This window comes from Xanthomonas sp. WHRI 1810A, assembly GCF_040202885.1.
GTDB lineage: Bacteria > Pseudomonadota > Gammaproteobacteria > Pseudomonadales > Pseudomonadaceae > Aquipseudomonas.
Genome location: NZ_JBEGED010000002.1, coordinates 512,192 through 536,383 on the forward strand (window position 1 = coordinate 512,192; position 24,192 = coordinate 536,383).

At 62.0% G+C, this 24,192-nt stretch carries 17 protein-coding genes; 8 read left to right on the forward strand and 9 right to left on the reverse strand.

What is annotated here, in order from left to right; all coding sequences use genetic code 11:
* Positions 1-2 precede the first annotated feature (2 nt).
* Complete coding sequence (locus tag ABQX22_RS05585) at positions 3-1,202, reverse strand: CaiB/BaiF CoA transferase family protein (protein ID WP_349797327.1); 1,200 nt, start codon at positions 1,200-1,202, stop codon at positions 3-5.
* On the reverse strand, positions 1,199-2,140 hold the full coding sequence (locus tag ABQX22_RS05590) for a hydroxymethylglutaryl-CoA lyase (protein ID WP_349797329.1): 942 nt from the start codon (positions 2,138-2,140) through the stop codon (positions 1,199-1,201). The genes ABQX22_RS05585 and ABQX22_RS05590 overlap by 4 nt, the downstream gene beginning before the upstream one ends.
* Positions 2,141-2,456: 316 nt before the next feature.
* Here ABQX22_RS05590 and ABQX22_RS05595 point away from each other — a divergent pair, with 316 nt between their 5' ends.
* Positions 2,457-3,383, forward strand: coding sequence for an SMP-30/gluconolactonase/LRE family protein (locus ABQX22_RS05595; protein ID WP_349797331.1), 927 nt, complete (start codon positions 2,457-2,459; stop codon positions 3,381-3,383).
* 105 nt (positions 3,384-3,488) lie between these two features.
* Positions 3,489-4,775, forward strand: coding sequence for a CitMHS family transporter (locus tag ABQX22_RS05600; RefSeq protein ID WP_349797333.1), 1,287 nt, complete (start codon positions 3,489-3,491; stop codon positions 4,773-4,775).
* Positions 4,776-4,841: 66 nt separating this feature from the next.
* Here ABQX22_RS05600 and ABQX22_RS05605 read toward each other — a convergent pair whose 3' ends face one another.
* Positions 4,842-5,330 carry a GNAT family N-acetyltransferase gene (locus tag ABQX22_RS05605; RefSeq protein ID WP_349797335.1) on the reverse strand — a complete coding sequence of 163 codons (489 nt, stop codon included), beginning with the start codon at positions 5,328-5,330 and terminating at the stop codon, positions 4,842-4,844.
* Positions 5,331-5,368: 38 nt separating this feature from the next.
* Here ABQX22_RS05605 and ABQX22_RS05610 point away from each other — a divergent pair, with 38 nt between their 5' ends.
* Positions 5,369-6,229 (forward strand): helix-turn-helix transcriptional regulator, encoded by an 861-nt coding sequence (locus tag ABQX22_RS05610; protein WP_349797337.1) that lies wholly within the window; start codon positions 5,369-5,371, stop codon positions 6,227-6,229.
* On the opposite strand, the gene ABQX22_RS05615 is transcribed toward ABQX22_RS05610, so the two are convergent.
* Entirely contained in the window at positions 6,171-6,758 is a 588-nt protein-coding gene (locus ABQX22_RS05615) for a LysE family translocator (protein WP_349797338.1), read from the reverse strand. The two genes, ABQX22_RS05610 and ABQX22_RS05615, sit on opposite strands and share 59 nt — an antisense overlap.
* Before the next feature lie 247 nt (positions 6,759-7,005).
* Between ABQX22_RS05615 and ABQX22_RS05620 the strand changes: the two genes are divergently transcribed.
* The 5 genes from ABQX22_RS05620 to ABQX22_RS05640 all read left to right on the forward strand — a co-directional run bounded on the left by ABQX22_RS05620 (position 7,006) and on the right by ABQX22_RS05640 (position 14,774).
* On the forward strand, positions 7,006-7,281 hold the full coding sequence (locus tag ABQX22_RS05620; RefSeq protein ID WP_349797340.1) for a metal/formaldehyde-sensitive transcriptional repressor: 276 nt from the start codon (positions 7,006-7,008) through the stop codon (positions 7,279-7,281).
* A gap of 18 nt (positions 7,282-7,299) precedes the next feature.
* Complete coding sequence (gene dmeF / locus ABQX22_RS05625; protein ID WP_349797342.1) at positions 7,300-8,220, forward strand: CDF family Co(II)/Ni(II) efflux transporter DmeF; 921 nt, start codon at positions 7,300-7,302, stop codon at positions 8,218-8,220.
* 115 nt (positions 8,221-8,335) lie between these two features.
* On the forward strand, positions 8,336-8,686 hold the full coding sequence (locus ABQX22_RS05630; protein ID WP_349797344.1) for a hypothetical protein: 351 nt from the start codon (positions 8,336-8,338) through the stop codon (positions 8,684-8,686).
* A 476-nt stretch (positions 8,687-9,162) separates the two neighbouring features.
* Positions 9,163-10,842 (forward strand): putative bifunctional diguanylate cyclase/phosphodiesterase, encoded by a 1,680-nt coding sequence (locus ABQX22_RS05635; protein WP_349797346.1) that lies wholly within the window; start codon positions 9,163-9,165, stop codon positions 10,840-10,842.
* A 56-nt stretch (positions 10,843-10,898) separates the two neighbouring features.
* Positions 10,899-14,774 (forward strand): CHASE domain-containing protein, encoded by a 3,876-nt coding sequence (locus ABQX22_RS05640; RefSeq protein WP_349797348.1) that lies wholly within the window; start codon positions 10,899-10,901, stop codon positions 14,772-14,774.
* Positions 14,775-14,897: 123 nt separating this feature from the next.
* Here ABQX22_RS05640 and ABQX22_RS05645 read toward each other — a convergent pair whose 3' ends face one another.
* The 5 genes from ABQX22_RS05645 to ABQX22_RS05665 all read right to left on the reverse strand — a co-directional run bounded on the left by ABQX22_RS05645 (position 14,898) and on the right by ABQX22_RS05665 (position 24,185).
* On the reverse strand, positions 14,898-20,108 hold the full coding sequence (locus ABQX22_RS05645) for a DUF4011 domain-containing protein (protein WP_349797350.1): 5,211 nt from the start codon (positions 20,106-20,108) through the stop codon (positions 14,898-14,900).
* Positions 20,109-20,295: 187 nt separating this feature from the next.
* Complete coding sequence (locus ABQX22_RS05650; RefSeq protein WP_349797352.1) at positions 20,296-21,072, reverse strand: ABC transporter permease; 777 nt, start codon at positions 21,070-21,072, stop codon at positions 20,296-20,298.
* Complete coding sequence (locus tag ABQX22_RS05655; RefSeq protein WP_349797354.1) at positions 21,065-21,823, reverse strand: ABC transporter ATP-binding protein; 759 nt, start codon at positions 21,821-21,823, stop codon at positions 21,065-21,067. Before ABQX22_RS05655 ends, ABQX22_RS05650 begins: the two co-directional genes overlap by 8 nt.
* Positions 21,820-23,127 carry an acyl-CoA thioester hydrolase/BAAT C-terminal domain-containing protein gene (locus ABQX22_RS05660; protein ID WP_349797356.1) on the reverse strand — a complete coding sequence of 436 codons (1,308 nt, stop codon included), beginning with the start codon at positions 23,125-23,127 and terminating at the stop codon, positions 21,820-21,822. Before ABQX22_RS05660 ends, ABQX22_RS05655 begins: the two co-directional genes overlap by 4 nt.
* A complete protein-coding gene (locus ABQX22_RS05665; RefSeq protein ID WP_349797358.1) occupies positions 23,124-24,185 on the reverse strand; it encodes an ABC transporter substrate-binding protein in 1,062 nt (353 codons plus the stop codon). The genes ABQX22_RS05660 and ABQX22_RS05665 overlap by 4 nt, the downstream gene beginning before the upstream one ends.
* Between the last annotated feature and the right edge of the window lie 7 nt (positions 24,186-24,192).

The window sequence follows — 24,192 nt, forward strand, 5'->3', positions numbered from 1 at the left end:
TACTAGCGAACAATCCCTCGACCACGGAGCGCATCGATATCGCCTGCCCCATAGCCCATTTCCTGAAGCAGTTCTTGCGAGTGGCTACCCAGTGAAGGAACGTTGAGGCGCGTGTCGAAACGATGCCCGTTCATCTCGAACGGGAGCATCGGTACTTTCACGGCGTCGCCGTTCTCCAGTTCAAGATGAGCCAGCCCACCGGACTCATTGAGATGGCGGTCTTCGAACAGATCCTGCGGCCGCTGGATAGGTGAGAACGGCAAGCCGGCCTGCTCGCACATCTGCATGACATCCTGCTTGCTGAGGGCGACCAGCCGCGCTTTGACCACCGGCAGGATCTTTGCGCGTGCGTGAACGCGCTGGATATTGCTGGCAAGCGCCGGATCACTGCCGAGTTCTTCAAACCCGAACACGGCGCAGAAGCTGACCCACTGGTTGTCGCTCACGACGCCCATGAACACCTGCTCGTCGTTCAAAGTGGTGAACACGTCATAGATGGCCCACGCCGACAGGCGACTGGGCATCGGCGCAGCCGGTTTGCCCGTAGTCGCCATTTGCATCATGTGCTGGCCGACCAGAAACGCCGAGTTCTCGAACAGCCCGGTCTGAACGAACTGGCCTTCGCCGGTCGCCTTGCGCTGCCACAGGGCGGCGAGGATGGAGATGGCGCTGAACATGCCCCCCATGACATCGTTGACCGACGCCCCTGCCCGCAACGGACGTCCTTCCGGGCCCGTCATGTAGGCCAGGCCGGTCATCATCTGGACCACCTCATCCAGCGCCGTGCGATGTTCATACGGCCCGGGCAAAAACCCTTTCATGGAGCTGTAGATCACATCGGGGTTGATCGCCTTGACCTGCTCGTAGCCCAGCCCGAGTTTCTCCATCGCACCCGGGCGAAAGTTCTCGGTGACCACGTCCGCGCTTTCTATCAGCTTGCGCACCGCGGCCATCCCTTCCTCGGTCTTGATATCCACGGCGAAGCTTTTCTTGTTGCGGTTGTAGGTCATCCAGTAGCCGGCGCCGGAACCGGTCAGACGGCGGGTGTTATCGCCTTGCGGCGTAGGTTCTATCTTGATGACCTCTGCGCCCAGATCGGCCAGGACCAGTCCGCAGGTCGGCCCCATGACCATGTGCACGAACTCGATGACGCGTACGCCTGCCAGTGGCAAGTCCTGGGTATTCGGATTCTGCGTGCTCATCGTGCACCCCCGGCGTAGTGAAAGTTCTTACCGACACCGGCGTCCGGAATGAAGCCATACAGCGGCTCGCCGGGCAGTCCTTGCTTGAGCCACGCCCGTGCGGCCACCAGTTTGTCGATGTCGACACCCGTGCGCAGCCCCATGGATTCGAGCAGGTAAACCAGGTCTTCCGTGACAATGTTGCCGGAGGCCCCCGGCGCGTAAGGGCATCCGCCGATACCGCCTTGTGACGCATCAATGGTAGTGACACCTGCTTCAAGGGCCGCGACCACGTTCGCCAGGCCCTGGCCCCGGGTGTTATGAAAATGCGCGCTGCCCGCTTTGGACCCTATTTCATTGCGCAGCCGCGTGAACACGCTGCGAACCTGGGTCGGATTGGCATAGCCGACCGTATCGGCCAGACCGACTTCATCGACACCCAGCTCGGCCATGCGCAAGGCCATACGGATCACATCATCTTCGGGCACTTCCCCCTGGATCGTGCAGCCGAACACGGTCGACAACCCGGCCTCAACCTCTACGTGGGGGAATTGGGCGTTGCGAAGCGCGATGACCGTACGCACCTCTTCGTAGACTTGCTCGTGGGTCTTGCGAATGTTGGCCAGTGAGTGCGGTTCACTCACGGAGACAGGCATCGTGATTTTCTGCACGCCGGCACTGAAGGCCGCTTGAGCGCCTTTGAGATTAGGGACCAGCGCGGTGACGAACACCTCTGGCCTTTGGCGCATATGGGCGACGAGCTGCGCGGCATCGGCCATTTGCGGGAGCAGTTTGGGCGAGACAAAGGAGCCGATTTCGATTTCCCGGAGTCCGGAGTCCGCCAAGGCCGTCAGCCACATGAGCTTCAGCTCGGTCGGCATCGTCGTGCTGACGCTCTGCAACCCATCGCGCGGGCCAACCTCGCTGATCAGAATATCGATGTCATTTTTAGGGTTCATCGCCGTTTCTCCCGGCTGATTGTTATTTTGTTCTGTCTGTCAGAACGCAGTTCTGAAATAAATAATGGGCGCAACATTTTGTCGTGTCAATGCCGGTCCATCAGGACAAGTGAAGATGGCTAACCGTTGAGATCTGTCGACAAAACCCGTGGACATTTGCTGATTTGCCGGGTTGACACTGGGCGAAATTGCGTCGACATTTGTTCTATCTGAAAACACATAGTTCTATCAGGCAGAACAAAAACAACAGACCGAGAAGCTTTGCGTACCCGGAGAATGGGTTCGCCGGTGACTTCGCCATGCAGGAGATGAATCTGTGAGCCTTTACCCCCCACCCCGTGATCTGCCCACGCGTGTGTTCACCCGGTTGCCAGAACGGTTCTGCCGAGACGGAGACTCCGACTGGGTGCGCGCCAATAAACCCGGGCAGAAGGTCAAAAGTTTTCTGGAAGGCCCCTCCTTCGACCGCCATGGCAACCTCTATGTCACCGATATCCCTTACGGCCGGGTGTTCCGCATCGACGCCGGCGGCGACTGGTCACTGGTCGCCGAGTACGACGGCTGGCCCAACGGCCTGAAAATCCACCGGGACGGTCGGATCTTCATTGCCGACTACAAACGTGGAATTGTGCTGCTGGACCCCCAGCGTGGCGCCGTCACCCCCTTCCTCACCCATAGCCGCAGCGAAGGCTTCAAGGGCGTGAACGACTTGTTTTTCGACGCCGACGGCACGCTGTATTTCACCGATCAAGGGCAGACAGGACAGCAGGACCCGACAGGGCGGGTGTTTGCCTACGACCTGGAGAAAGACCGCCTCACGCTGCTGATCAACAACGGCCCCAGCCCCAATGGCCTGGTCATGGATCTGGCGCAGAACGCATTGTTTGTCGCCATGACCCGCGGCAACGCTGTCTGGCGCCTGCCCATCCAGCGAGACGGCGGCACAAGCAAGGTCGGGATTTTCACCGCGATGGCCGGTGGCGTCAGCGGCGCTGACGGCATGGCGCTGGACGTGCAGGGTAACCTCTACGTCTGCGATGCCGGCAATGCCTGCGTCTGGGTGTTCGACCCCCACGCGGTCCCGCTGTACCGGATCCGCTCATGCACCGAGGGCCGAACCCTGACAAACCTGGCCTTCGGCGGTCAGGACAACAAGCAGCTGTTCATCACCGACGCCTCCACCGGCACGATCCTGGTGGCGGACCTCGAACAGGCCGGCCAGCCGATGTTCTCTCACCGCTAACCGATAAAACGCTCAACCCGTTGCGCCCTGCGCAAGGGCGTCGTTCGGCCTGAAGAAAGCGAGCACAACCCGCTTGCCCCGACAAAATCAATAAAAGGGATGCACATGTTGATCTTCCTGAGTTACGCGATGATCGTATGCTTCATGTACCTGATCATGAGCAAACGCCTGTCGCCGCTGGTAGCGCTACTGCTCGTGCCCATCGTGTTCGGGTGTCTGGGGGGCTTCGCCACAGAGCTGGGCGCCATGATGTACGACGGGGTCAAAATGCTTGCCCCCACCGGCATCATGCTGACGTTCGCCATCCTCTACTTCTGCATGATGACCGACGCCGGGTTGTTCAACCCGTTGATCAAAGTGCTGCTGCGGCTGGTAAAAGGCGATCCGCGCAAGATTGTCGTGGGCACGGCGGTACTGGGACTGTGCGTGGGGCTCGATGGTGATGGGGCCACGACCTACATCATCGCGACCGCGGCCTTCCTGCCGCTGTACCGGCTGACCGGGATCCGCTTGCAGGTGATGGCAACCGTGCTGCTGATGGCCATCGGCGTGATGAACATTCTGCCGTGGGCCGGGCCCTTCTCCCGAGCCGCCAGCGCCATGCACGTGGACATCACCGCACTGTTTCTGGAAATGGCACCGATCATGGCGGCCGGGGCGGTCTGGGTGATCTTCGCGGCCTGGTGGCTGGGTCGCATGGAGTACCGGCGTCTCGGGTTGGTCAGTGTCAGCGAGGATGACGTGCTCAAAGGCTATGCACACATCCGTCTCAGCGATCCCCGGTTCCTGTTCAACGTCGTCCTGACCATTGCGCTGATCAGCAGCATGATGCTCAGCCTCATGCCCCTGCCGATCCTGTTCATGGTCGCCTTTGGCCTCGCATGCCTGGTGAACTACCCCAGTCTCAAGCAACAGAAAGAAGTGATCGCGCGGCACGCCGACAACGTAATGGCCGTGACCCTGTTGATCTTCGCAGCGGGTATCTTCGTCGGGATCATGAGCGGCACGGGGATGATCAAGGCGATTTCGGACAACCTGATCGTGATTCTGCCGGAGCAGGCGGGCCACTACATGTCGGTCATTACCGCCCTGCTGAGCATGCCGTTCACCTATGTGCTGACCAACGATGCATTTTACTTCGGCGTGCTCCCCATCCTGGCCGAGACCGCCGCACACTACGGTATCGGGCCCAATGAAATGGCGATCGCCTCGCTCATCGGGCAACCCGTGCATTTGCTCAGCCCCTTGGTCGCATCGACTTATCTGCTGTGCGGACTGCTGGACATTGATTACGGCGACAACCAACGCATTTCGTTGAAATGGACCTTCGGCACGGTGCTGGTCATGTTGGTCGCGGCGATCGCCGTCGGCGCGATCACTGTGGTCAACTGACGATCAGCTAGGGTGCCCCCAGCATCACCGTCCAATGAACTCGCACGCGGTCGCGCCATCCGCAGGCTACAAGACCAACGCATAAAACCGCGTGTCGACCTTCATTAACGGAAAGCTGGCTGGCAGGTGCTGCTGTTCGATGGACTCGAAGCCGTGCTTTTCATAGAAGCGATGGGCCGCCAGGAACTTTTCAGTGGTGCCCAGAAAGATCCGCTTCGCCCCGCGCGCTCTGGAGGTGTCAATCAGGTGTTCAAGCATCCGGCGGGCCACGCCTGATTCCCGGCCTCGCCAAGGGGCTGCAACGAACATCTTGCGTAACGCGACGTCGCCTTGGCCGATGTCCTTCAAACCAATCGTTCCGATCACGTCGCCCTGTCTGCGGGCTAACCAGAAATCACCGGTGCCGGTCTGATAGAACGACGGGATTTGCATCAGATCCGGCTGATCCTCCGCCGAGATATCAATGCCGAACTCCTCGCGCTGAATAGGCACGATCAAGGCCAGTACGTCTTTTTCATCGCCTGGCGCATATCGATCAATGCTAATGTCACCCATGCTTTACAGCTCCTGCTTGTCTTTGACGGACTGAAGAAATGTCCCATTACTGGCGTCACTACGCGGTTCCCCACATCGAGATCCGCAATGTCGAGGATGGCCGCACCTTCACCCATGGCAGCCATTCTCATGCGACCTTCTCCATCGGCGCAATCATGGCCGGGAAGAGTGCCTACCTCAATGGTCACAGCAGGCGTGACATTTCGGCCGGCAGCGTCGTGTTGATGAACCCGGGTGTGGTCCATGCGTGCAATCCATTGCACGACCAACCCTGGGCGTATCGCATGTTCTATGTTGATGCAGCCTGGCTGGCTTCGGTGCAACGTCAGGCAGGTATGGGCGGCCAAGACGGCTTCGTTCCGTTTGCCGAGCACTACAGCACCGATTCCACACTGTTTGCCAAACTGGACAACCTGTACGTCGCGTTGACAGCACCCGGCACCCGCCTTGAGACCCTTCAGGCGGCGGTGCTGAATTTCTTTCTATGGCTGGTGGCGCGGTTGCAGACAGCGAACGATCATCTGCCGGGCACACCGTGCAAGATGACTCAGGCCGCCGCTTTCATCCGCGCGCATTGCCTCCAGGCCCTGCCTCTGGAGGCGATCGCCGCAGCGGTGCAGCTTTCCCCGTCCTATTTGATTCGTGCGTTCAAGGCGCATTATGGCCTGACGCCCCATGGCTACCTGATTGACTGCCGTCTGCAGTTTGCCCGTGAAGGGTTGCGTCGGGGCGAGGGCATTGCCGAGGTCGCAGCCCAGTCCGGATTCGCCGATCAAGCGCATCTGCAGCGGCTGTTCAAACGCAGCCTGGCCGCCACCCCCGGGCAGTATCGGGGTCCGATTACTCCAGCAACAGATACGCCGCGCAGCCGGCCAGCAATGCGGCCATCCCCCGATTGAACCCGCGTATTGCGCCAGCATCCTTCAGGTAGCCTCGCAGCGAAGCGCCGGCCCAGGCCCAGCTGGCCAGCGACAACCAGCAGATCACCAGATACAGCAGCGAGAACATCCACACCCTGCGCACGTCGCCGTCGGCCGCAAAAGCGCCCATGCCCGCGAGGCTGGCCAGCCAGGCTTTCGGGTTGAGCCACTGCATCAGTGCGCCGCCCAGGGCAGAGGGGATTTTCTGACCCTGCGCGGTGCTCAGTTGACCGTCATCCCTGGCCAGCTGGTACGCCAGATACAGCAGGTACAACACGCCCGCGATACGAATCACCTGGGTCAGCAATGGCCACTGGCGCAGCACCTCATGCAGACCGAGACCGATCAGCAAAAGCAGCAGGATGAAACCCAATGTCGCACCGGTGACATGGGGAAGCGCAGCGCGCAGGCCGTAACGTGCGCCACATCCCAGCGAGACGATATTGACCGGGCCGGGACTGATGGAACAGGCCAGGGCAAACGCGGCCATGGACAAAGCAATGCTCATGAGGAACCTTCAATGCGTGTCAGTGAGCGCTGAAGGTAGGGTGAAACGACAGGACCGTATTGAAGGAAATTACCCTGCTGGTCAGATTGAACCGCTGGATCGTTGTGGCGCTGATACCTAGGCGCCCGCCGCCTGGCTGGGGGTGAATATGGACGTCTGCAGCGGCTCGCCTGCCCTTTCCGGCCCAACGGGCATTGTCCTCACACCACGCACCTGTCAGGCTCGCCATAGGTAAGGGGGGTATCCTATGGGTCACGTAAGTTCAAACAAAGACAGCCTGATCAAGCGCGTCAAGCGGATCGCCGGCCAACTACAGGCGGTTGAAAGAGCGCTGGAGTCCGAACAGGACTGCGGCACGACGCTGCATCTGGTGGCCGCCACGCGCGGCGCCATCAACGGTTTGATGGAAGAGATCATCGAAGAACATGCCCGGGCGCACGTCGCCCATCCTTCGCTCAGCGAAGAAGCGCGCAGCAAGGGCGTCGAAGAGCTTCTTGAAGCGATCCGGCGTTATTCCAGGTAATCATTCAGGCAGACGCCCATGAACAATGCTGAACACCTCGCACACGACCACGTGTTCCTCGGCTCGGCCCACGATGAAAACGCCCGGCGCACGCTGTGGGTCGTGATGTTGACCGTGGTGATGATGGTGGGCGAAATCGCCGCCGGTTACCTCACCGGGTCCATGGCCCTGCTCGCCGACGGCTTCCATATGGCGACCCATGCCGGCGCAATGGGCATCGCCGCCGCAGCCTATGCCTACGCCAGGCGTCACGCCTCCAGCGGGCGCTACAGCTTTGGCACCGGCAAAGTGGGCGACCTGGGCGGTTTCGCCTCGGCGCTGATCCTGGGCCTGGTTTCACTCGGGATCGCCGTCGAATCGCTCATCCGCCTGTTTGAACCGACCCAGGTGCAGTTCGGCACGGCGACGCTCATTGCCGTGGTCGGGCTGCTGGTCAACCTCGCAAGCGCCCTGTTGCTGGGCCACGGCCATAGCCATAACCACGATCACGATCACGATCACAGCCCTCACGGCAAGGACAACAACCTGAGGTCGGCCTACGTGCACGTTATCGCCGATGCGTTGACCTCGGTCCTGGCCATCGCCGCACTCCTGGCAGGCCGGTATCTGGGCTGGGTCTGGCTGGACCCGGCCATGGGCATCGTCGGCGCCATTGTCATCGGGCGCTGGGCGTGGACCTTGATGGGGGCCAGCGCCAGCGTGCTGCTGGATCAGACCGACGATCAAGTCGCCAAAGAGATTCGGGATCTGGTTGAACGGCCGGGCGACGCGACCATCACCGACCTGCACGTGTGGCGTGTAGGGCCGCAAGCCCATGCCGCCATCGTCAGCGTGCTGGGCAGCGCGAGCCTGGACGGCGACCGCATTCGCGAGCGGCTCAAACCGGTCCATGAAGTCAGTCACCTGACCGTCGAGTTCCGCCGCATCAACGCAACCTAGCCCTGCCCTCAACGGCCTTCCCCGCGTTCGCTCATCGATGTCAGCTTCATGAGCGGACAACAGCAGGCCTGGACCTGACAGCGGTCATGACTTTCATCTCTTTTGGAGTGCTTCCATGCCACTCAGCAAGCGCGACCAGGCACGCATCGAGCGTCGTCTGGTTGCATCCCTCACCCACGCCTGCGAGACCGCCAAAGCTGAAATCCCCGGATTCGAATGGCTGACCCACCAAGTGGACAGCGGGTCTTTTCCCGACAGTCTGCGGGTGATCTGGGTCTTCGATTCCCGAACCAGCAAGGAACTCGCGCTGGCAAACGGGCACGGCGCGCGCATGCGTGAGCTGACCCTGGCGGCACTGAGCGATGCGGATGTACAACCCATCAACGCCAGCCGCTGCGTGATGTTCGATTCAGAACAGGAGTGCCAGCAGCAGCATGGGGGAAACTGGGCGCTGCGGTTGAAGTAACCGTATAGCGTCGATAATCCGTTGCCGGAATACGAACTAAGCGGGGTGGATAACGCTCTGTTCCTTTATGGCGTCCGGGTAAATAACAAAGTGCATGTAACGTTCGATCATCGGCCTTTTTATCTAAAGACCCGAATGGATGGACTTAACTTTATCGCTATAGGGAAGCCGCCATTTCCGACTAAAGATCCGTTGACGGGCATCTTTCAGACGTCTATATGCTGAACGAACTGACTGCAGCACGTTAATCAGTGTTAATGCATCTAAGACCTGTTTTTTTACAGCAGTGAATACGTGATTCGCACGGACCTATGCATTTACAGCGCAAGGTGCTAATCATGGCGCTCAGAGAAAAGCGCAATCATAATGACATCATCCGGAAAGCGCTGACCAATCCCCTGCCGGGCCACTCTGTACATCGACGCTGATCGTCAGGGACACCTCCGGGGCCCCGGACCAGCCTCGGGAGCAATGGAATGTATAACAAGCTATTGAGTGATGCCGTGATCCTGGTGGTCGATGATCAAGCGACCGATGTCAGGATCCTGATTGAAGCCGTACGCGACCTGGGGCACGTCCATCTCGCCACTGACGGCCGCTCTGCGCTCGAGGCTGCGCGGCGCTGGCGGCCGGACGTGGTGCTGCTCGACATCCAGATGCCTGGCATGAATGGCTTCGCGGTGTGCAAAGCGCTCAAATCTGACCCCAAGACCTGCGACAGTGCAGTGATCTTCGTGACGTCCCACACCCAGACGGAAAACGAACTGCGGGCGCTTGATTTCGGGGGCGTCCATTTTCTGCAAAAGCCGCTGAACATCCCCGTCGCTCGCGCGCACATCAAAGCGCATCTGGCACTTCGCGCGGAAGCCAGGAAACTGGCCAACCATGACGCATTGACCGGCCTGCCCAACCGCACGCTGTTGCATGACCGAACCGAGCAGGCCTTGCAGCAGGCCCGGCATATCCATGGGCAAGTGGCGTTGTTGCTGATCGATCTCGATCATTTCAAGGCGCTCAACGATGCGGTCAGCCACACCACAGGCGATGTCGTCCTGCAAACCATTGCCAGCCGCCTGAAGGCCTTTGTGCGCCCGATAGACACCGTCAGTCGTCAGGGCGGTGACGCCTTCATGGTCCTGATGCCTGAAGTCGAGCACTTCGATGCGGTCGCAGACTTCGCGACTCAACTGCTGACTGTCGTTAACCGCCCGGTCTGTATTGAAAACCAGAGTTACCAGGTGACGGCAAGTATCGGCATCGGGCTGTATCCGGACGACAGCGATACGCTGGAGTCGCTGTACTGGCACGCCGACACCGCCATGTATCAAGCCAAGCAACAAGGCAGGAATCGTTACTGTTTCTTTTCGGCGCAAGTGGAAATCAACATGCGCGCCAGGCATCAACTTGATATGCAGATGCGCGGGGCCCTTGAAAACGATGGCTTTCGTGTTTTCTACCAGCCCAAGGTGGATGGCAGAACGCGACAAATGGTGGGAATGGAAGCCTTGGTTCGTCTTTTTATCGGCGATCAGATGATTCTGCCGGACACCTTTATTCCGTTGTCGGAAGAAAACGGCTTGATCGTTCCCATCGGGGAATGGGTGCTCAGACGAGCCTGCCTGGACGCGAAATCCTTGTGTGATCGGGGCCACCCCATTGCAGTGAGCGTCAACATCTCCCCCCGGCAATTCCAGGTGCCGTCATTTCTTGCCACGGTCAAAGTGCTCCTCGCCGAGTCCGGTCTTGAGCCTCGGTTACTGGAGCTGGAAATTACCGAGGGCGTGCTGGTCAAGGATATCGAACGCACGCGCGAGACACTGTCGGCACTCAGGGACCTTGGCGTGGGTATTTCGGTGGATGATTTCGGCACGGGGTATTCGAGTCTTGCCTACCTCAAGCACCTGCCGGTGGACGTCCTGAAAATAGATAAAAGTTTTGTCCGTACCATGCTTGAGGACAAAAGTGACGCGGCTATCGTCAGTACTATTATCACCCTTGCACAGTCGCTGGGGCTGAGCCTGGTGGCCGAGGGTGTCGAAACCGAAGAACAGGCGCTGGCCCTCATCGCCTTGGGGTGCAATCTGATGCAGGGCTACCTGTACTCACGCCCCGTGCCGTTCGCCGATATACCGTTGCTCCTCGAAAAGACAATGTAACCGGGCACCTACCTGAATGACCGCAAAGCCGTCGGGTTCACTTGGAGCTGTCCGCCATGAATGAGAAAAGTGCAGGCCCTTATCTCAACACCGCCGTTGTCGCCACACTGTTGATCGGCTTATTGGCAGCGGGCTTATGCGCCTGGGGATTCAGTCGGACCAACGACCGTCAGGCGCGTGCCGCCGTCGAGTTTGAAGCCCTTGAAGCCGCCGATGCAGTATCGAGTCGATTGAAGCTGTATGAATATGGTTTGCGCGGTGTGCGAGGGATCGTGTTGACAGCCGGTGAACAGCTGATTACACGCAACGCGTTTCGCCGTTACAGCCAAACGCGCGACCTGGCCGTCGAGTTTCCCGGTGCCAGGGGCTTCGGTTTTGTCCGCCGGGTGCCTATCGCACAGGAAACGTCCTTTATGGCAGAGGCCAGGGCCGACGCTCAACCCGACTTCGCCATCAAGGCCTTAGGCTCGACAGCCCACGACCGCCTGGTTGTCCAGTATCTGGAGCCCGCGTCTGAAAACAGCCAGGCCATTGGCCTGGATATCGCCTCTGAACCCAGTCGCCGGGCCGCGGCGATGGACGCCATCGACAGCGGCGCTGCCCGTCTGACCGCGCCGATCACACTGGTTCAGGCGGACGGCCAGCAGCACCAGTCATTTCTCATGCTGCTGCCGGTCTATCGAGAGCCACTGACGCCGGCAACCGTTGCCGAACGTGAGCAGAGCGCATTCGGCTTGAGTGTCGCGCCACTGGTGATCGCCGAAGTGCTGGCAGGCTTGCCCGGGCAGAACGCGTCAATTCATATCCGGCTCACCGACACTACGGTGCCCGGGCAGCCCGTGACCTTTTACGACAACGCCTCCGATTCATCGCACCCTGAAGACCTGTTTACCTACACCGGCAAGCTCCAGGTGTACGGCCGTCACTGGCAGATCGAGTTCAGCGCTCACCCCGCCTTTATTCAGGCATTGAACCTGATCTCCCCCGGACTGGTGTTTTTCCTCGGCGCCATGATCGCGTTGTTGGTCACCGTGTTGGTGAGTCTTGGCAACGTAAGCCGCCAGCGGCGGCGGTTGGCGGCCGACCGCCAGGCGTGGCTGTCGGCAATTGTCGAGAGTTCGTCCGACGGCATCATCGGCAAGACGCTGGAAGGCATCGTCACGAGCTGGAACAAAGGTGCCGAACGTCTGTTTGGTTATCACTCTGAAGAGGCCGTTGGCCAGCCGTTGCTCCAGCTGATTGTTCCCGCTGATCAGGAGCAGGAAGAGCTGGAGATCCTCGCGCGTATTGCCCGGGGTGAGCACATTGCCAGTTTCCAGACCCGGCGTCGGCGTCGCAACGGCACCCTGCTCGACGTCTCCGTCACGATTTCCCCGATCCACGATGAGACCGGGATCATCATCGGAGCCTCCAAGACCATCCGGGATATAACGGCCGAGAAGACCGCCGAGGCGAAGATTCTCGAACTCAACTCAAACCTCGAATCACAGATCATCCAGCGCACCTCGCAGTTGAACGAATCCAACCTGCTGCTGACCAGCGTGCTGAATTCGGCGTCCGAGATGTCGATCATCGCCACCAATCTCGATGGCGTCATCCAGGTGTTCAACAAGGGCGCCGAGCGCCTGCTGGGTTACACCGCCGAAGAGATGATCCATCGTCACACGCCCGCCATCATCCATGTGCCGGAAGAGGTCGCCAGACGCGGCGCTGAGTTGAGCGAGGAATCGGGCCCGTCTGTCACGGGTTTTCAGGCGCTGGTTTACCGGGCTGAAGTCGAAGGCCTGGCGCAAACTCATGAGTGGCATTACGTGCGCAAAGACGGCTCGCGTTTTCCGGTGATGCTGGTGGTGACGGCCATGCGCGATGATAACGGTCAGCTCAGCGGCTATCTGGGCATTGCGATCGACATCACCGAACGCCGCGAAATGGAATCGAGCCTGATGCAGGCCAAGCTGCAGGCAGATGCTGCCAATGCTGCCAAGTCGTCTTTCCTGGCCAATATGAGTCACGAAATCCGGACGCCGATGAGTGCGGTACTGGGCATGTTGCAGCTGTTGCTGCAAACGGAAATGAACGTTCGTCAACATGAATACGTGACCAACGCCCAGACGGCCGCCAAGTCATTGCTGGGATTGTTGAATGACATCCTCGACTATTCCAAGATCGAGGCCGACAAGTTACAGCTGGACCTGCACCCCTTCGAGCTGGAAGTCCTGCTACGTGACCTCGCCGTGGTGTTGGCCGGTAATCAAGCGTCCAAAGACGTCGAAGTGATGTTCGACATCGATGTCGGACTGCCTCCAGTGTTAATTGCAGACAGCCTGCGCCTGCAGCAAATCCTCATCAACCTGGCCGGCAACGCGCTTAAATTCACTGCAAGCGGCCAGGTGGTCGTCAGCGTTAAAAAACTCAACGAGACCGCCAGTGGCATCCTGCTGCGCATCGCGGTAGCCGACACCGGGATCGGCATCACGCCCGAGCAGCTGGAACGCATATTTGACGGTTTCACCCAGGCCGAAGCGTCCACGTCACGCCGCTTCGGGGGTACCGGGCTGGGCCTGGTGATTTGCCGCAAGATGGTCCAGCTGATGGGCGGCGTGCTGCAGGTAGAAAGCCGCGAAGGTTCGGGCAGCCGCTTCTGGTTCGATATTGAACTCAGCGTCGCGGACACCCTGCCAGCGCCGGACCGCCAACGAGCCGCACACTCAGGCATGCGTATCCTGATCGCCGACGATAACGTGATCGCCTGCGAAATCATGATGCGCACCGTCCATGCATTGGGCTGGCAGGCAGACTGCGTGACGCAAGGTGCTTCAGCGGTCGAGCGCGTCCGCCAGGCCCGGGAACAGGGTCGAGGGTACAGCGTGGTGCTGATGGACTGGCGGATGCCGGGACTGGACGGGCTCAGCGCCGCTGAAATCATTCATCGCCAGAACATCCACCACCACCCTCCTCCTGTGGTGATCATGATCACCGCCCATGGCCGCGAGGTGCTTAATGATCTTTACCACGAGGGCAGCGCGCCCTTTGTCGGGCTATTGACCAAACCCGTCACGCCGCAACAACTGGCGACCACCCTTGAGGCGGCGATCTCGGGCATCCGCACGCCGCATCCTGGCCATCGTTTGCCCGCCTCCCTGCATGGGAAGCGACTGGCAGGGCTTCGCTTATTGATCGTTGATGACAACATGATCAATCGCCAGATAGCCCAGGCATTGCTCAGCGGCGAAGGCGCGATCGTTGACCTGGCAGAGAGCGGCATGGAAGGCGTCAACCGTGTGTTCGCGGGCGTCGAAGTGTTCGATGCTGTCCTGATGGATATGCAAATGCCTGACCTCGACGGTCTTGAGGCCACCCGGCGTATCCGTTCAGACCCGGCCTTCGCGAAGCTGCCCATTGTGGCGATGACGGCAAACGCCTCCAGGACGGATCGTGACCTCTGTCTGGCTGCGGGGATGAATGAGCATGTCGGCAAACCGATAGACCTCGAACAACTGGTCGCCACCCTGTTGGCGCAGACCGGAAAAACCCTTGAAGGGCAGGTCATGCAGCCAGAGGAAGCGGACGACGGCGTCCTGGAACCCAGGCAGTCGATTGCTCGACGCATGGGCGGCAATCTGGAGTTCATCAGAACCGGCTTGCAGCATTTCGCGCCGGAAATGCACAGGCAGTTCGCACGCCTTGAACAACAACTCACCGGCCATGACGCGACCGGCGTATTACGAGTCCTGCACGCCATCCGTGGCAGTGCCGGGACCATGGGCGCCATGGCCCTGTCACGGCAAGTCGCGCACCTGGAGGCTCAGTTGCTTGAGGCAGGAAACCAGGTGCCTGGCGAGGTGCTGACGGCCCACAGGTTGAGCGAGTTGAAATCACTGATGATGCTCAGCGTTGCCCGGCTGGAATCCGAGTATGGCACCGGTCGATAACCCCCCCGCACACGGCAGACCGCTCGCCAGAGCGGTCCTGTGGGGTGCGCTGTTCGCGCAGTTTTCCTTCAGCGCGACAGGAAAATCTTAACTTCAGGCGAGCATGCCGATTTTCTTCGCTGGCTATTGCGCCTGAACAACCAACGCTTCCTCCTCCGGGCTGGCCGCTGCTTCCAGGCGAGACTGCTCCAGCAGATCATTCAACGCGGTGTGCAGTTTTTGCAGGGCACCTTCCTTGTTTACCCACCATTCCGTGGACCACAGCCGCACCAGGTGCCAGCCCAGGCCGGTGAGAATCGCGCCCCGGACTTTGTCCCGGTCCCGGGCAGTCGCCGCGCTGTGGTACGTGGCGCCATCACACTCGACACCCGCCAGGTAATCGCCGGGACGGTCCGGGTGGACAATCCCCAGGTCGATGCGGAAGCGCGACACACCGATCTGCGGCACAACTTGCCAACCCATTCGCCGCAGCCCTTGGGCCACCGCTTCCTCGAACGGCGAGTCGTAACCGCCCACCGAGCCCTGTACCGCTTCGGCCAGCGCCCTCGGACCGCGCTGGGCGAACTCGATGAAGTGCTTCAGATCCCGCACGGCGCGGGCATTGGTGCGGTTCAGGTCGATCATCGACGGGTCGAACGAGGTGAACACCAGCATCTCTCGGCGAGAGCGGGTGATGGCTACGTTCAGCCTGCGCCAGCCGCCGTCTTTGTTGAGCGGCCCGAAGTTCATCGACATGACCTGCGAGCCTGGCTCGGTGGGGCCGTAGCCGATCCCGAGCATGATCAGATCGCGCTCGTCGCCCTGCACCGTTTCCAGGTTCTTGACCACCACCGGTTCGGTCTGGCTGTCCTGGAAAAACGGCTCGATCTCCGGGTATTGCTGACGTGCCTTGTCCAGCAGGTCGTTGATCAGCGTCTGCTGATCGGCGTTCAGGGTGATGATCCCGATGGAATGGCCCGCCGCGACAAACGCAGGATCAGTCAGGCGCTTGACGGTCTCGTTGACGATGGCTTCGGCTTCGGCCTGGTTGTAACGGCCTTTGCCTTTGGCGTAGACGCCCTCGACCCGGCGCCATTCGACGGCACTGGCGCGGGTCTCGGCCGCCGGAAAGGTGATCAGGTTGCTGTCGTAATAGCGGTGGTTGGAGAACGCGATCAGGCTTTCATGGCGACTGCGGTAGTGCCAGCTCAAGCTGTGGCTCGGCACCCCGGCCCCCAGGCATTCGTCCAGAATGCTCTCCATGTCCTCGGCGGTGTCGTCGTCGCCGGCGTTCGGGCCGCGGTTGAAAAAGTTGGTAGGCGGCATCTGCCGCGGGTCGCCGGCGATCACCACCTGCTTGCCCCGGGCGATGGAACCGATGGCGTCCCACGGCGCAATCTGTGACGCCTCATCGAAGATCACCAGATCAAACGGCGGCTGATCGGCCGGCAGGAACTGCGCAATCGACAGCGGGCTCATGAGCATGCACGGGGCCAGGCGATTCAGCGCATCGCCCATCTCGATGGCCAACTGGCGGACCGGTTTGTGCCGGCGCGACTTCTGCAACTCGTGCTTGAGAATGGCGAAGCCACTGTTCCTCGGGATGTCGTTCTTGGACGGAATCAAGCCGCACAGCTTCGCCCGGATGTAGCGCACGGTCAGCGTCGCCATTTCGTCATCCAAGCGCACGAATGCACCGATGTCACTCATGTGCTCGGCCGCCACGAAGGTCCTCAGCAGCGGTTCAGCGTCGATGCCCTGGGTCGCAAACCAGTGGGCATAGGCCGTGAGAAAAGTGTCCTCAACGGCGGACGGCAACAGACTGCCCGACTCCAGCCCGTGGGCGAGGCTCCCCAGACCGGCCTCGCTCGCCTGTTCGCGGACGCGGCACCAGTCGCACCAGGCCTTGAGCTGTTGCTCGTGCTGCTGGATCGACAGCGAGGTCGCTCGCAATGCGGCAACGGACGGCCGGATCTCGGTGTCGATGGCCGCCAATCCGGCGAACAGCCGAGCCGCCTCGTCGTAGCGGGACAAGGCCTGCTGCAACGTCGATAACGCGGCACCGATTTGCCCGCCGGGCGCGAGCATGTCATTGGCATCGATGACCAACCGGGCGACGGCGCCGCGCAATGACACCAGGTGCTCGGGTGAGTCGGCCAGGCCAACGAGCACGCCACGCAAACGCTCGGCCAGAGAGACCGCGCGCAGCATACGGGCCGTGTCGCTGGCCAGGCTTTGCCAGCCGGGAATCGACTGCAGGTCGCTGGCCAATGCGTCCAGTTCCGTAAGCTGCGCGTGCAGGCGCTCGAAAATCGCGAGATCGCCCAGGGTGTCCGGCAGCCCCGCCGCACCACCCAGTGAGGCGAGTTTTTTCGCCACGTTTTTCTTGGCCAGCGTCGCCAGGAACCAGAATTTCCCTTCGGCGTCACGCCAGTCGCTGTGCAGCTGTGCGAAGGGAATACGCCGGCAGGCTTCGTCGGCGTAATCCAGCGACAGGCTTTGCTCAAGCTCCCGATAGCTTTCGAGCAACTGACAGGCACGCCGGGCGGCTTCGATACGCGCGGCCGCGTCGGGGGCAAAGGCGAATGACAGGTTCAGGCCATGGGATTCAACGACCAGCGCGAGCAGATCGTTAAGCTGCTGGACCTGGATCACTTCAGCCACCGGCAACGGCAGTTGGGTCAGGCCCAACAGCCTTTCGCTGGCGGCATTCAGCGCATCCAGCGCCAGCGGCAATTCCCGCGCCGCGCTGGCGATCTGCGCCTGCCAGGCGTTCGACCATTGGGTCTGTGCCAGCAGGCCGAACAGGGGCGAAAGCTCCCGGGCGGCCGCACCGTTCAGCCCAAGGCGACGTGCCAGGTCCAGGAGCTGGCCGTACGCGGCGGCGTCGTGCCCGGTGTTGGCCGGCCACACCAGGCGCGGCGTTTGCGGGCTGTGGTCGCGCACCACACGGCCAATCGCCTGATGCAGGGACAGACCGTTGCCTGCACGTCGATGCAGGACTTCAACCAGTTCGTTGAGGCGCGAGCGCAAGGTCTGCAACCGGGCGGCTTCGCGTTCCCACTCCTCGGCGCTCAATGCATCCCTCACGTCCCAGGCGCGATCCAGCTGCTTGAGCACTTCCACTTTCGACGTCTTGCTGGAATGCAGCTCCAGGCAAAATTCGCCCAGGCCCTTCTCGGCCAGACGCCGATAAACCACGTCCAGGGCCGCACGCTTTTCTGCCACGAACAGCACCCGGCGGCCCAGCGCCAGGTTGTGGGCGATCATGTTGGCGATGGTCTGCGATTTACCGGTGCCGGGCGGCCCGTCCATCACAAAACTGTGGGTGCTGGCCGAGGCCACGACGGCGGACAGCTGCGACGAGTCCGCCGGCAACGGCGCGAACAGTTGCGCCGGGGTGACGGTGGCGTCCAAGCGCTCGGGCCGGGGGAACTCGTCCGATCCGGAAAAGCCCTCGCCCGCTTCATTGGGCGTCAGCAGATGCTTGACCAACGGGCTTTGCAGCAGCTGCGCGGCGTTGGCGTTCAGGTCTTTCCACATCAAATATTTGGCAAACGAGAAGGTGCCCAACACCAGCTCGGTGCTGACCTCGAATCCGGGGACGTCGCGTACTGCGCGGCGCACCAGGTTCCAGATGCCCTGCACATCGATACCGCTTTCATCGCTGGGCAAGTCGCCGTCGAGCCCGGGGATGAGCAACTCAAAGTCATGGCGCAGCAATTCAAGCAGCGTCAGGTTGAAACGGGGTTCCTCGTCCAGCAGGGTCAACGTCACCCCGGACAGCGCGCTTTTACGTTCCAGCTTCACCGGCAAGAGGATCAGCGGCGCGGAGTAGGTTTTCGGGTCGTCGGCGGTTTTCTTCCACTTCAGAAAGCCAATGGCCAGGTACAAGGTGTTGGCACCGCCCTCCTCCAGATCGCTGCGGGCCTTGCGGAACAGATCGATCAGCGTGGACTCCAGCTTGACCTTTTCCAGACTGGCGAGCACTTCACCCCGGGCCAGTGCCTGACGGGCGACTTCGTTGAGCAGGTTTTCGTGATGTTGTTGCTCGTACAACGCCTCATCACGGCCGCTGGTGTTCAGGTCCGGCACCGGCAGGACCCGAATCCGCCCGCCGCTGGACAGCAGGTCTTCCAGCGCCGCAGGGTCCGGGCAGACCAGCCGCACACCTTTTGCGCTGTCCGGCAGGTGCAGCAGGCGGTTACGCGTGGTCAGGTCCAGCAGTTTGCGTTGCCACAGCGTCAGCTTGCCGGCAGGCCCGTCGCTGGTTTCATTGATCTCGACGTCGAACCCCGGCAGCGCCGGCGCTTCCTCCAGGCCAGGGGCGACCGGCGGTGCGTCATCGCTGGCATCGACCGGATTCACGACCGAAACCAGGGCCAGCGGGCGGATTTTCTGCATCCGGGCGCGGTGCAGGTCGATGGCCATGATGAACTGCTCGTCATCCAGCTGCCGTTCGGCCGCCGCCACCGCCTGGCTGAAGCCCGGCGCCGGGGCCTGGGTGGCCAGGGTGGTTTCGAACACCACCATTTCCTTGAGGTCCAGCCGCTTGCGCACGGCCGATGCTTCATCGGTCAACAGCTGGGAAAACTCCTGCGGCTGCAACCAGACGCCGGCGAACGCATGCCCCTTGGTCATGATCAACAGGGCATTCAACCCTGCCTGCTCCAACGCCGCGGCGAACAGCAACGCGGTGTCCAGACAGGTCGTCACGCCGTTTTCCAGCACCACGCTCGGTGGCCGGATCTTCTGCCCCTGTTGCTCGAAACTGGCCGGGGGCAAGGCGTAGCTCAATTGAAAGCTGCAGACCCCGGACCAGATGGCCGAAGCCAGTTCCCAGGTGCGGGTGCGGGATTTGCTTTCATAGCCGTCGATGCCGTCTTTCTTGCCGGCGCGGCGCAAGACCTCGGACGCCGCCTTGAGCACCCGGTCCACGGCCGGGTCATTGGGCATGCAGAACGCGGCCAGCAGTTCCGGCATGGCGCTCAGGCCGCCCCATTCGGTGCGCGCGAGCAGTTCGGTGGGAAAACGCTGCTCCACCAGCAGGGTGTCGCCCTGGGACAGGCGCAGGATGACGTCGGCACTCAGGCTTTCACTCAAGCCCGACAGGTACGCGGCGTTAAGGGTGATGTCGCGTTCGGCAATGCTGAGCCGGTCACCCGGCTGGAGACGGTCGATGTGCCAGGTTTTGCGGTCGACGAAATCCGGGTCGGTGCTTAACGTCAGCACCAAGTTTTCAAAGGGGGTTTGTTCCTGATTCCAGAGGCTCAGTTCGCGCACCAGCGGAACGGCATTCTGGTGCGAGGCAAAGCCGATCTTGCGGGCGATCAGCGCCTCAATCTTGATGTTCATCCACGGGCTCCTGGAGCTGCGAGCGCTGGCCTCACGCAGAGGCCGCCAAATGGCGCCTATAGTCCACGAGTAATCGATGGTTGGGAATGTGTTTATCAGCAAATGCGACGCGCTGAATGCACCACACCCCAACTCTTCTGTAGCAGCGAACGTGTTCGCGAATGTCGGCTACCGAGAATGGCCTCCCCTACCGCTTGCTGCGCCGGGCCGCGCCCGGTTCCCAGAAAATCACCCGGCGTTGCAGCCAGCGCACCGATTGCGCGCCGCACAGGCCGATCACGGCCAGCAGGACCACGCCGGAAAACATGGTGGCCAGGCTCATGCTCACCGAGCTTGAAGCGATCATGTAGCCCAGGCCGCGCTGCGCCGACAGAAACTCCCCCACCACCGCGCCGATGAGCGCCAGCGACACGCCGATTTGCAGACCGGCGAAAATTTCACCGGCCGCCGCGGGCAGCTTGACGTGCATCAGCAGGTACAGGCGCGACGCCGAAAATGCGCGACAGGCGTCCAGCAGCTCGGGATCGGTGCGGCGGATGCCGTTGACCGTGTTGACGAACAGCGGAAAGAAACACACCAGCGCCACGAGCACGATTTTCGAGGCCAGGCCGAAGCCGAACCAGACCAGAATGATCGGCCCGAGCGCCACTTTGGGCGTGGCTTGCAGGCCGATAAGCAACGGGTAGACAAAGCGCTCGAACGTCCGGGATTCGGCCAGCAGCGCGCCCAGCGCAATGGCCAGCACGCAGCCGATCAAATAGCCGCTGAGCATCTCGCCCAGGGTCGCGCCGATGTGCGGCCACAGGCTGCCGCTGGCAAAGCCGCTGGCCAGTGCGTCATAGACCGCCAAGGGCGGTGGCAGCACGTAATCCGGGATGGCCAGCAGCTTCACCGCCAGGCCCCAGACCACAATCAGCACCGCCAGGCTGATGAGCGGATACAGCAGCGAGAGGAATCTATTCATGGGTGAAGTGCCTGCGCAGGTGTTGGCAAAGCCCGGTGAATTGACTGTCGACCAGCGTTTCCAACGTACGAGGCCGAGGCAGCGGGATGATCAGTTCGTCGATGATCCGCCCCGGTCGCGGGGACATCACCAGCACCCGGTCGGCAAGAAACACCGCCTCCTGACTGCTGTGGGTGATGAACAGCACCGACTTGCGTTGCTGGCTCCAGATGCGTTGCAGCTCCAGGGTCAGGGATTCCCGGGCCAGGGCATCCAGCGCGGCGAAGGGTTCGTCCATCAGCAGCAGGTCCGGGTCGTGCAACAGCATGCGGGCGATGCCGACACGCTGCTGCATGCCGCCCGACAACTCGAACGGGTAGTCGTTGGCGAAGGCCCCAAGGCCCACCAGCTCCAGCAATTGCGTCGCCCGTTCCACCGCCGGCTGCCGCGCCAGACCCAGGGTCCGCGCGGGCAGCAGGACGTTGTTCAGCACGGTTTTCCACGGCAACAGATTGGGCTTCTGAAACACCACGCCGGTGTGTCGACTGGGCCCAGCCACCGCGTTCCCCGCCAGTTCCACCTGCCCACGAGACGCCGCCAGCAAACCGGCTGCCAGCTTGAGCACGGTGGATTTGCCGCAGCCGGACGGCCCCAGCAGCGCGACGAATTCCCCGGGCTGGATACTCAGGTCGATGTCCGCCAGCGCCTCGATTTCGCCGCGTCGGGTGGCGTAGGTCAGGCCCACGTCGCGCAACGCCAACGCCGCGCTCATGAGTCAGCTCCCTTGGCGGCGACGGCGGCGGCAAGAAAATCCAACACCCGCGCCCAGCTCAGGCGATTGGCCTGGGCATTGGCGTGCGCCGTGCCCCCGCCGCTGATGACCACGCCCGCCACCGGATGCAGCCTGGCAATCACCGTCGTCGGCACATACGGAAAACCGATGGCGTGCCCTGCCCCTTCGTTGCGCACGTGTTCCACCGGCCATGGATGGTGGGCCGCCTTCATCTGAGCCGCAATGCGCTCGCTGTACGCGGTGGAGGGCCAGAAGCCGTCGTCTGTGCCGGAAATCAACAGCACCGGCCCGGCAATGCGCTCCACGGGAATCCGCGCCGCCGCGACAAACGCCGCGCCCTGTTCAACCTGGCTGAAGGCCGGGGCCTGGCGAATCGGCGCACCGACCGTGGGTGGATGATCAAACGCGGTCCAGTCGGCGTGGGGATTGCCGCGCCAGACATTGCGCAACGGCTGTCCTTGCCAGGTCCAGGCATCGGCGTCCCGGGGTTGCTCGGGGCGGCCTGCACGCAAGGTGCCGTGGACCACCGCACTGGGCACGTAGCCGATCACTGCCGACACGCGTTCGGGAAAGGTCGCGCCCAGCAACAGCGCCAGTTCGCCGCCCCGGGACAGTCCGGCCACCGCGATAAAGCCGTGTTTGGGCGCAAGCGTACGGCTGACCCAGTCCAGCGCCGTCTGAAAGTATTCCAGCGGCGTGTCAGAAATGTGGTCCGGGCGCCCGGGCGCCTTGAAGTAGGCCAGGGCAACGCCGATGTAACCGTGCGCCGCATACAGCGCGGCCCGCTGTTCCGGCGTGCCACCGCCCGAACCATTGAGGACGATCACCACCGGGTGCGGCCCGTCGCCGGCCGGGACGAACAGCGTGCCGGACAACCCCTCATCAAGGATCTCCCGACGGATTACCGCAAACGGCTGAAAGCGCTGAATGAACGCCGCCGACGCCCGCGCGCCCGAGGCGTCTTCGAGCTCGACCTCCACCGTGAGCGGTGCGACGCCTTCGCTGAGCGCCGGCGCCACCGGGGCACTCAACTGACGCATGGCCCACACGCAGGCCATGGGCTCGGGCTCGTGCCAGTCCCCCGATTGCGGCGTCTGCCGGTTAACGTCCAGCACGCCGTCCGCCGCCATCAAGAACTGCGCCTGACTACGCCAGTGACTGCCGTCGGGATGCGCCAGGGTCGTGGTGAGTGTCGCGATGCCGGCGGCCAGGCCCGACGCGGTGATTTTCCGCGGCTGGTCGATCAGCCCGTCGGCTACATCAATGAGCAAACGAAGGGTCATTGGGCGGCCTCCGCGCGTTGGCGCAATGCCGCTTTGTCGAAGTCGCTGAACGCCGGCACGAATTCGTTGGAGAAGATGCGTTCCACCGGCACCTCGGCCGTGGGGAACTCACCGGTGCTGGCCATGGCCGCGATGGCCTGGCGGATCACGTCGAGGTTGTATTCACCCGGCGCCCGGGCGCTGCCATCGGCTCGGTACAGGGTCCGCTGCAGGCGTCGCGTCAACAGGGTTTTGGCGTCTTCCAGCCCTTTGCCCTCGGCGTCGGCCGGTTTGCTCTCGGGGTGCTGACGCCAGAAGGCCTGGACACAGAACGCCGGATTGACCTCGCACACGAACTGCGCCTCGGTGTAGGCGCGGCCGAAGCGACGGATCAGGTCGGGGTTGTCTTTGAAGGTGTCCTCGTGGGCGATAAAGCCATTGCCCGGATTCTCCTGAAACACCGGCGGGTAGGCGATGCGGCGAATGGCGGTGCCCGGCAATTCCAGCATGTCATCCCAGCTGCTGTTGAAATTCAGGGCGTCCACCTGCTTGCTGCGCAGCGCCTGAAAGCCTGCGCCCAGGGCGCCGACGGCGACGAATTCGACGTTTTCACCCGGCGTCAGCCCCGCGACTTTCAGCGCGGCGCGGCTGTTGGGCAGCGTGCCCCAGGTCAGCGCGCCCACGCCGATTTTCTTGTCTTTCAAATCCGCCAGCGTCTTGATCGGCGAGTCCGCCAGCACCGCGTATTCCAGGGTCTGGCTCGGCACGCCGTTGTAGAAATAGCGCACCGGCAGCGGGTTCTTGCCGTTGAAGTAGCTGGAGATCACCGGCTCGGCCACGGGAAAGCCGAAGGTCACGCGCTTGCTGGCCACCTGAGGCAGCAAGGCGCCGGCGCCCTGGAACACCACGACGTTGACCGCCAGCCCTTGCTCCTTGAACAGCCCCAGTGCTTCAGCCGCCGCATACGGCGCGCCGTCGTGCACGGCCGGCGGGATGGCCAGGGCGACGGTCACTTCGTCCAGGGCGTGGGCCGAAGCGGCGTAAGCCAGCGTCAACGGCAGCAGATAAGTCAGGCGCATGTCGGGT

Excerpts from the sequence above, each read along its gene's own strand:
- ABQX22_RS05615 (WP_349797338.1), bottom strand. The coding sequence starts at position 6,758 with ATGAGCATTGCTTTGTCCATGGCCGCGTTTGCCCTGGCCTGTTCCATC.
- ABQX22_RS05590 (WP_349797329.1), bottom strand. The coding sequence starts at position 2,140 with ATGAACCCTAAAAATGACATCGATATTCTGATCAGCGAGGTTGGCCCG.
- ABQX22_RS05635 (WP_349797346.1), top strand. The coding sequence starts at position 9,163 with ATGTATAACAAGCTATTGAGTGATGCCGTGATCCTGGTGGTCGATGAT.
- ABQX22_RS05640 (WP_349797348.1), top strand. The coding sequence starts at position 10,899 with ATGAATGAGAAAAGTGCAGGCCCTTATCTCAACACCGCCGTTGTCGCC.
- ABQX22_RS05630 (WP_349797344.1), top strand. The coding sequence starts at position 8,336 with ATGCCACTCAGCAAGCGCGACCAGGCACGCATCGAGCGTCGTCTGGTT.
- ABQX22_RS05620 (WP_349797340.1), top strand. The coding sequence starts at position 7,006 with ATGGGTCACGTAAGTTCAAACAAAGACAGCCTGATCAAGCGCGTCAAG.
- ABQX22_RS05645 (WP_349797350.1), bottom strand. The coding sequence starts at position 20,108 with ATGAACATCAAGATTGAGGCGCTGATCGCCCGCAAGATCGGCTTTGCC.
- ABQX22_RS05610 (WP_349797337.1), top strand. The coding sequence starts at position 5,369 with ATGTCCCATTACTGGCGTCACTACGCGGTTCCCCACATCGAGATCCGC.
- ABQX22_RS05605 (WP_349797335.1), bottom strand. The coding sequence starts at position 5,330 with ATGGGTGACATTAGCATTGATCGATATGCGCCAGGCGATGAAAAAGAC.
- ABQX22_RS05600 (WP_349797333.1), top strand. The coding sequence starts at position 3,489 with ATGTTGATCTTCCTGAGTTACGCGATGATCGTATGCTTCATGTACCTG.
- ABQX22_RS05665 (WP_349797358.1), bottom strand. The coding sequence starts at position 24,185 with ATGCGCCTGACTTATCTGCTGCCGTTGACGCTGGCTTACGCCGCTTCG.
- dmeF (WP_349797342.1), top strand. The coding sequence starts at position 7,300 with ATGAACAATGCTGAACACCTCGCACACGACCACGTGTTCCTCGGCTCG.
- ABQX22_RS05660 (WP_349797356.1), bottom strand. The coding sequence starts at position 23,127 with ATGACCCTTCGTTTGCTCATTGATGTAGCCGACGGGCTGATCGACCAG.
- ABQX22_RS05585 (WP_349797327.1), bottom strand. The coding sequence starts at position 1,202 with ATGAGCACGCAGAATCCGAATACCCAGGACTTGCCACTGGCAGGCGTA.
- ABQX22_RS05655 (WP_349797354.1), bottom strand. The coding sequence starts at position 21,823 with ATGAGCGCGGCGTTGGCGTTGCGCGACGTGGGCCTGACCTACGCCACC.
- ABQX22_RS05650 (WP_349797352.1), bottom strand. The coding sequence starts at position 21,072 with ATGAATAGATTCCTCTCGCTGCTGTATCCGCTCATCAGCCTGGCGGTG.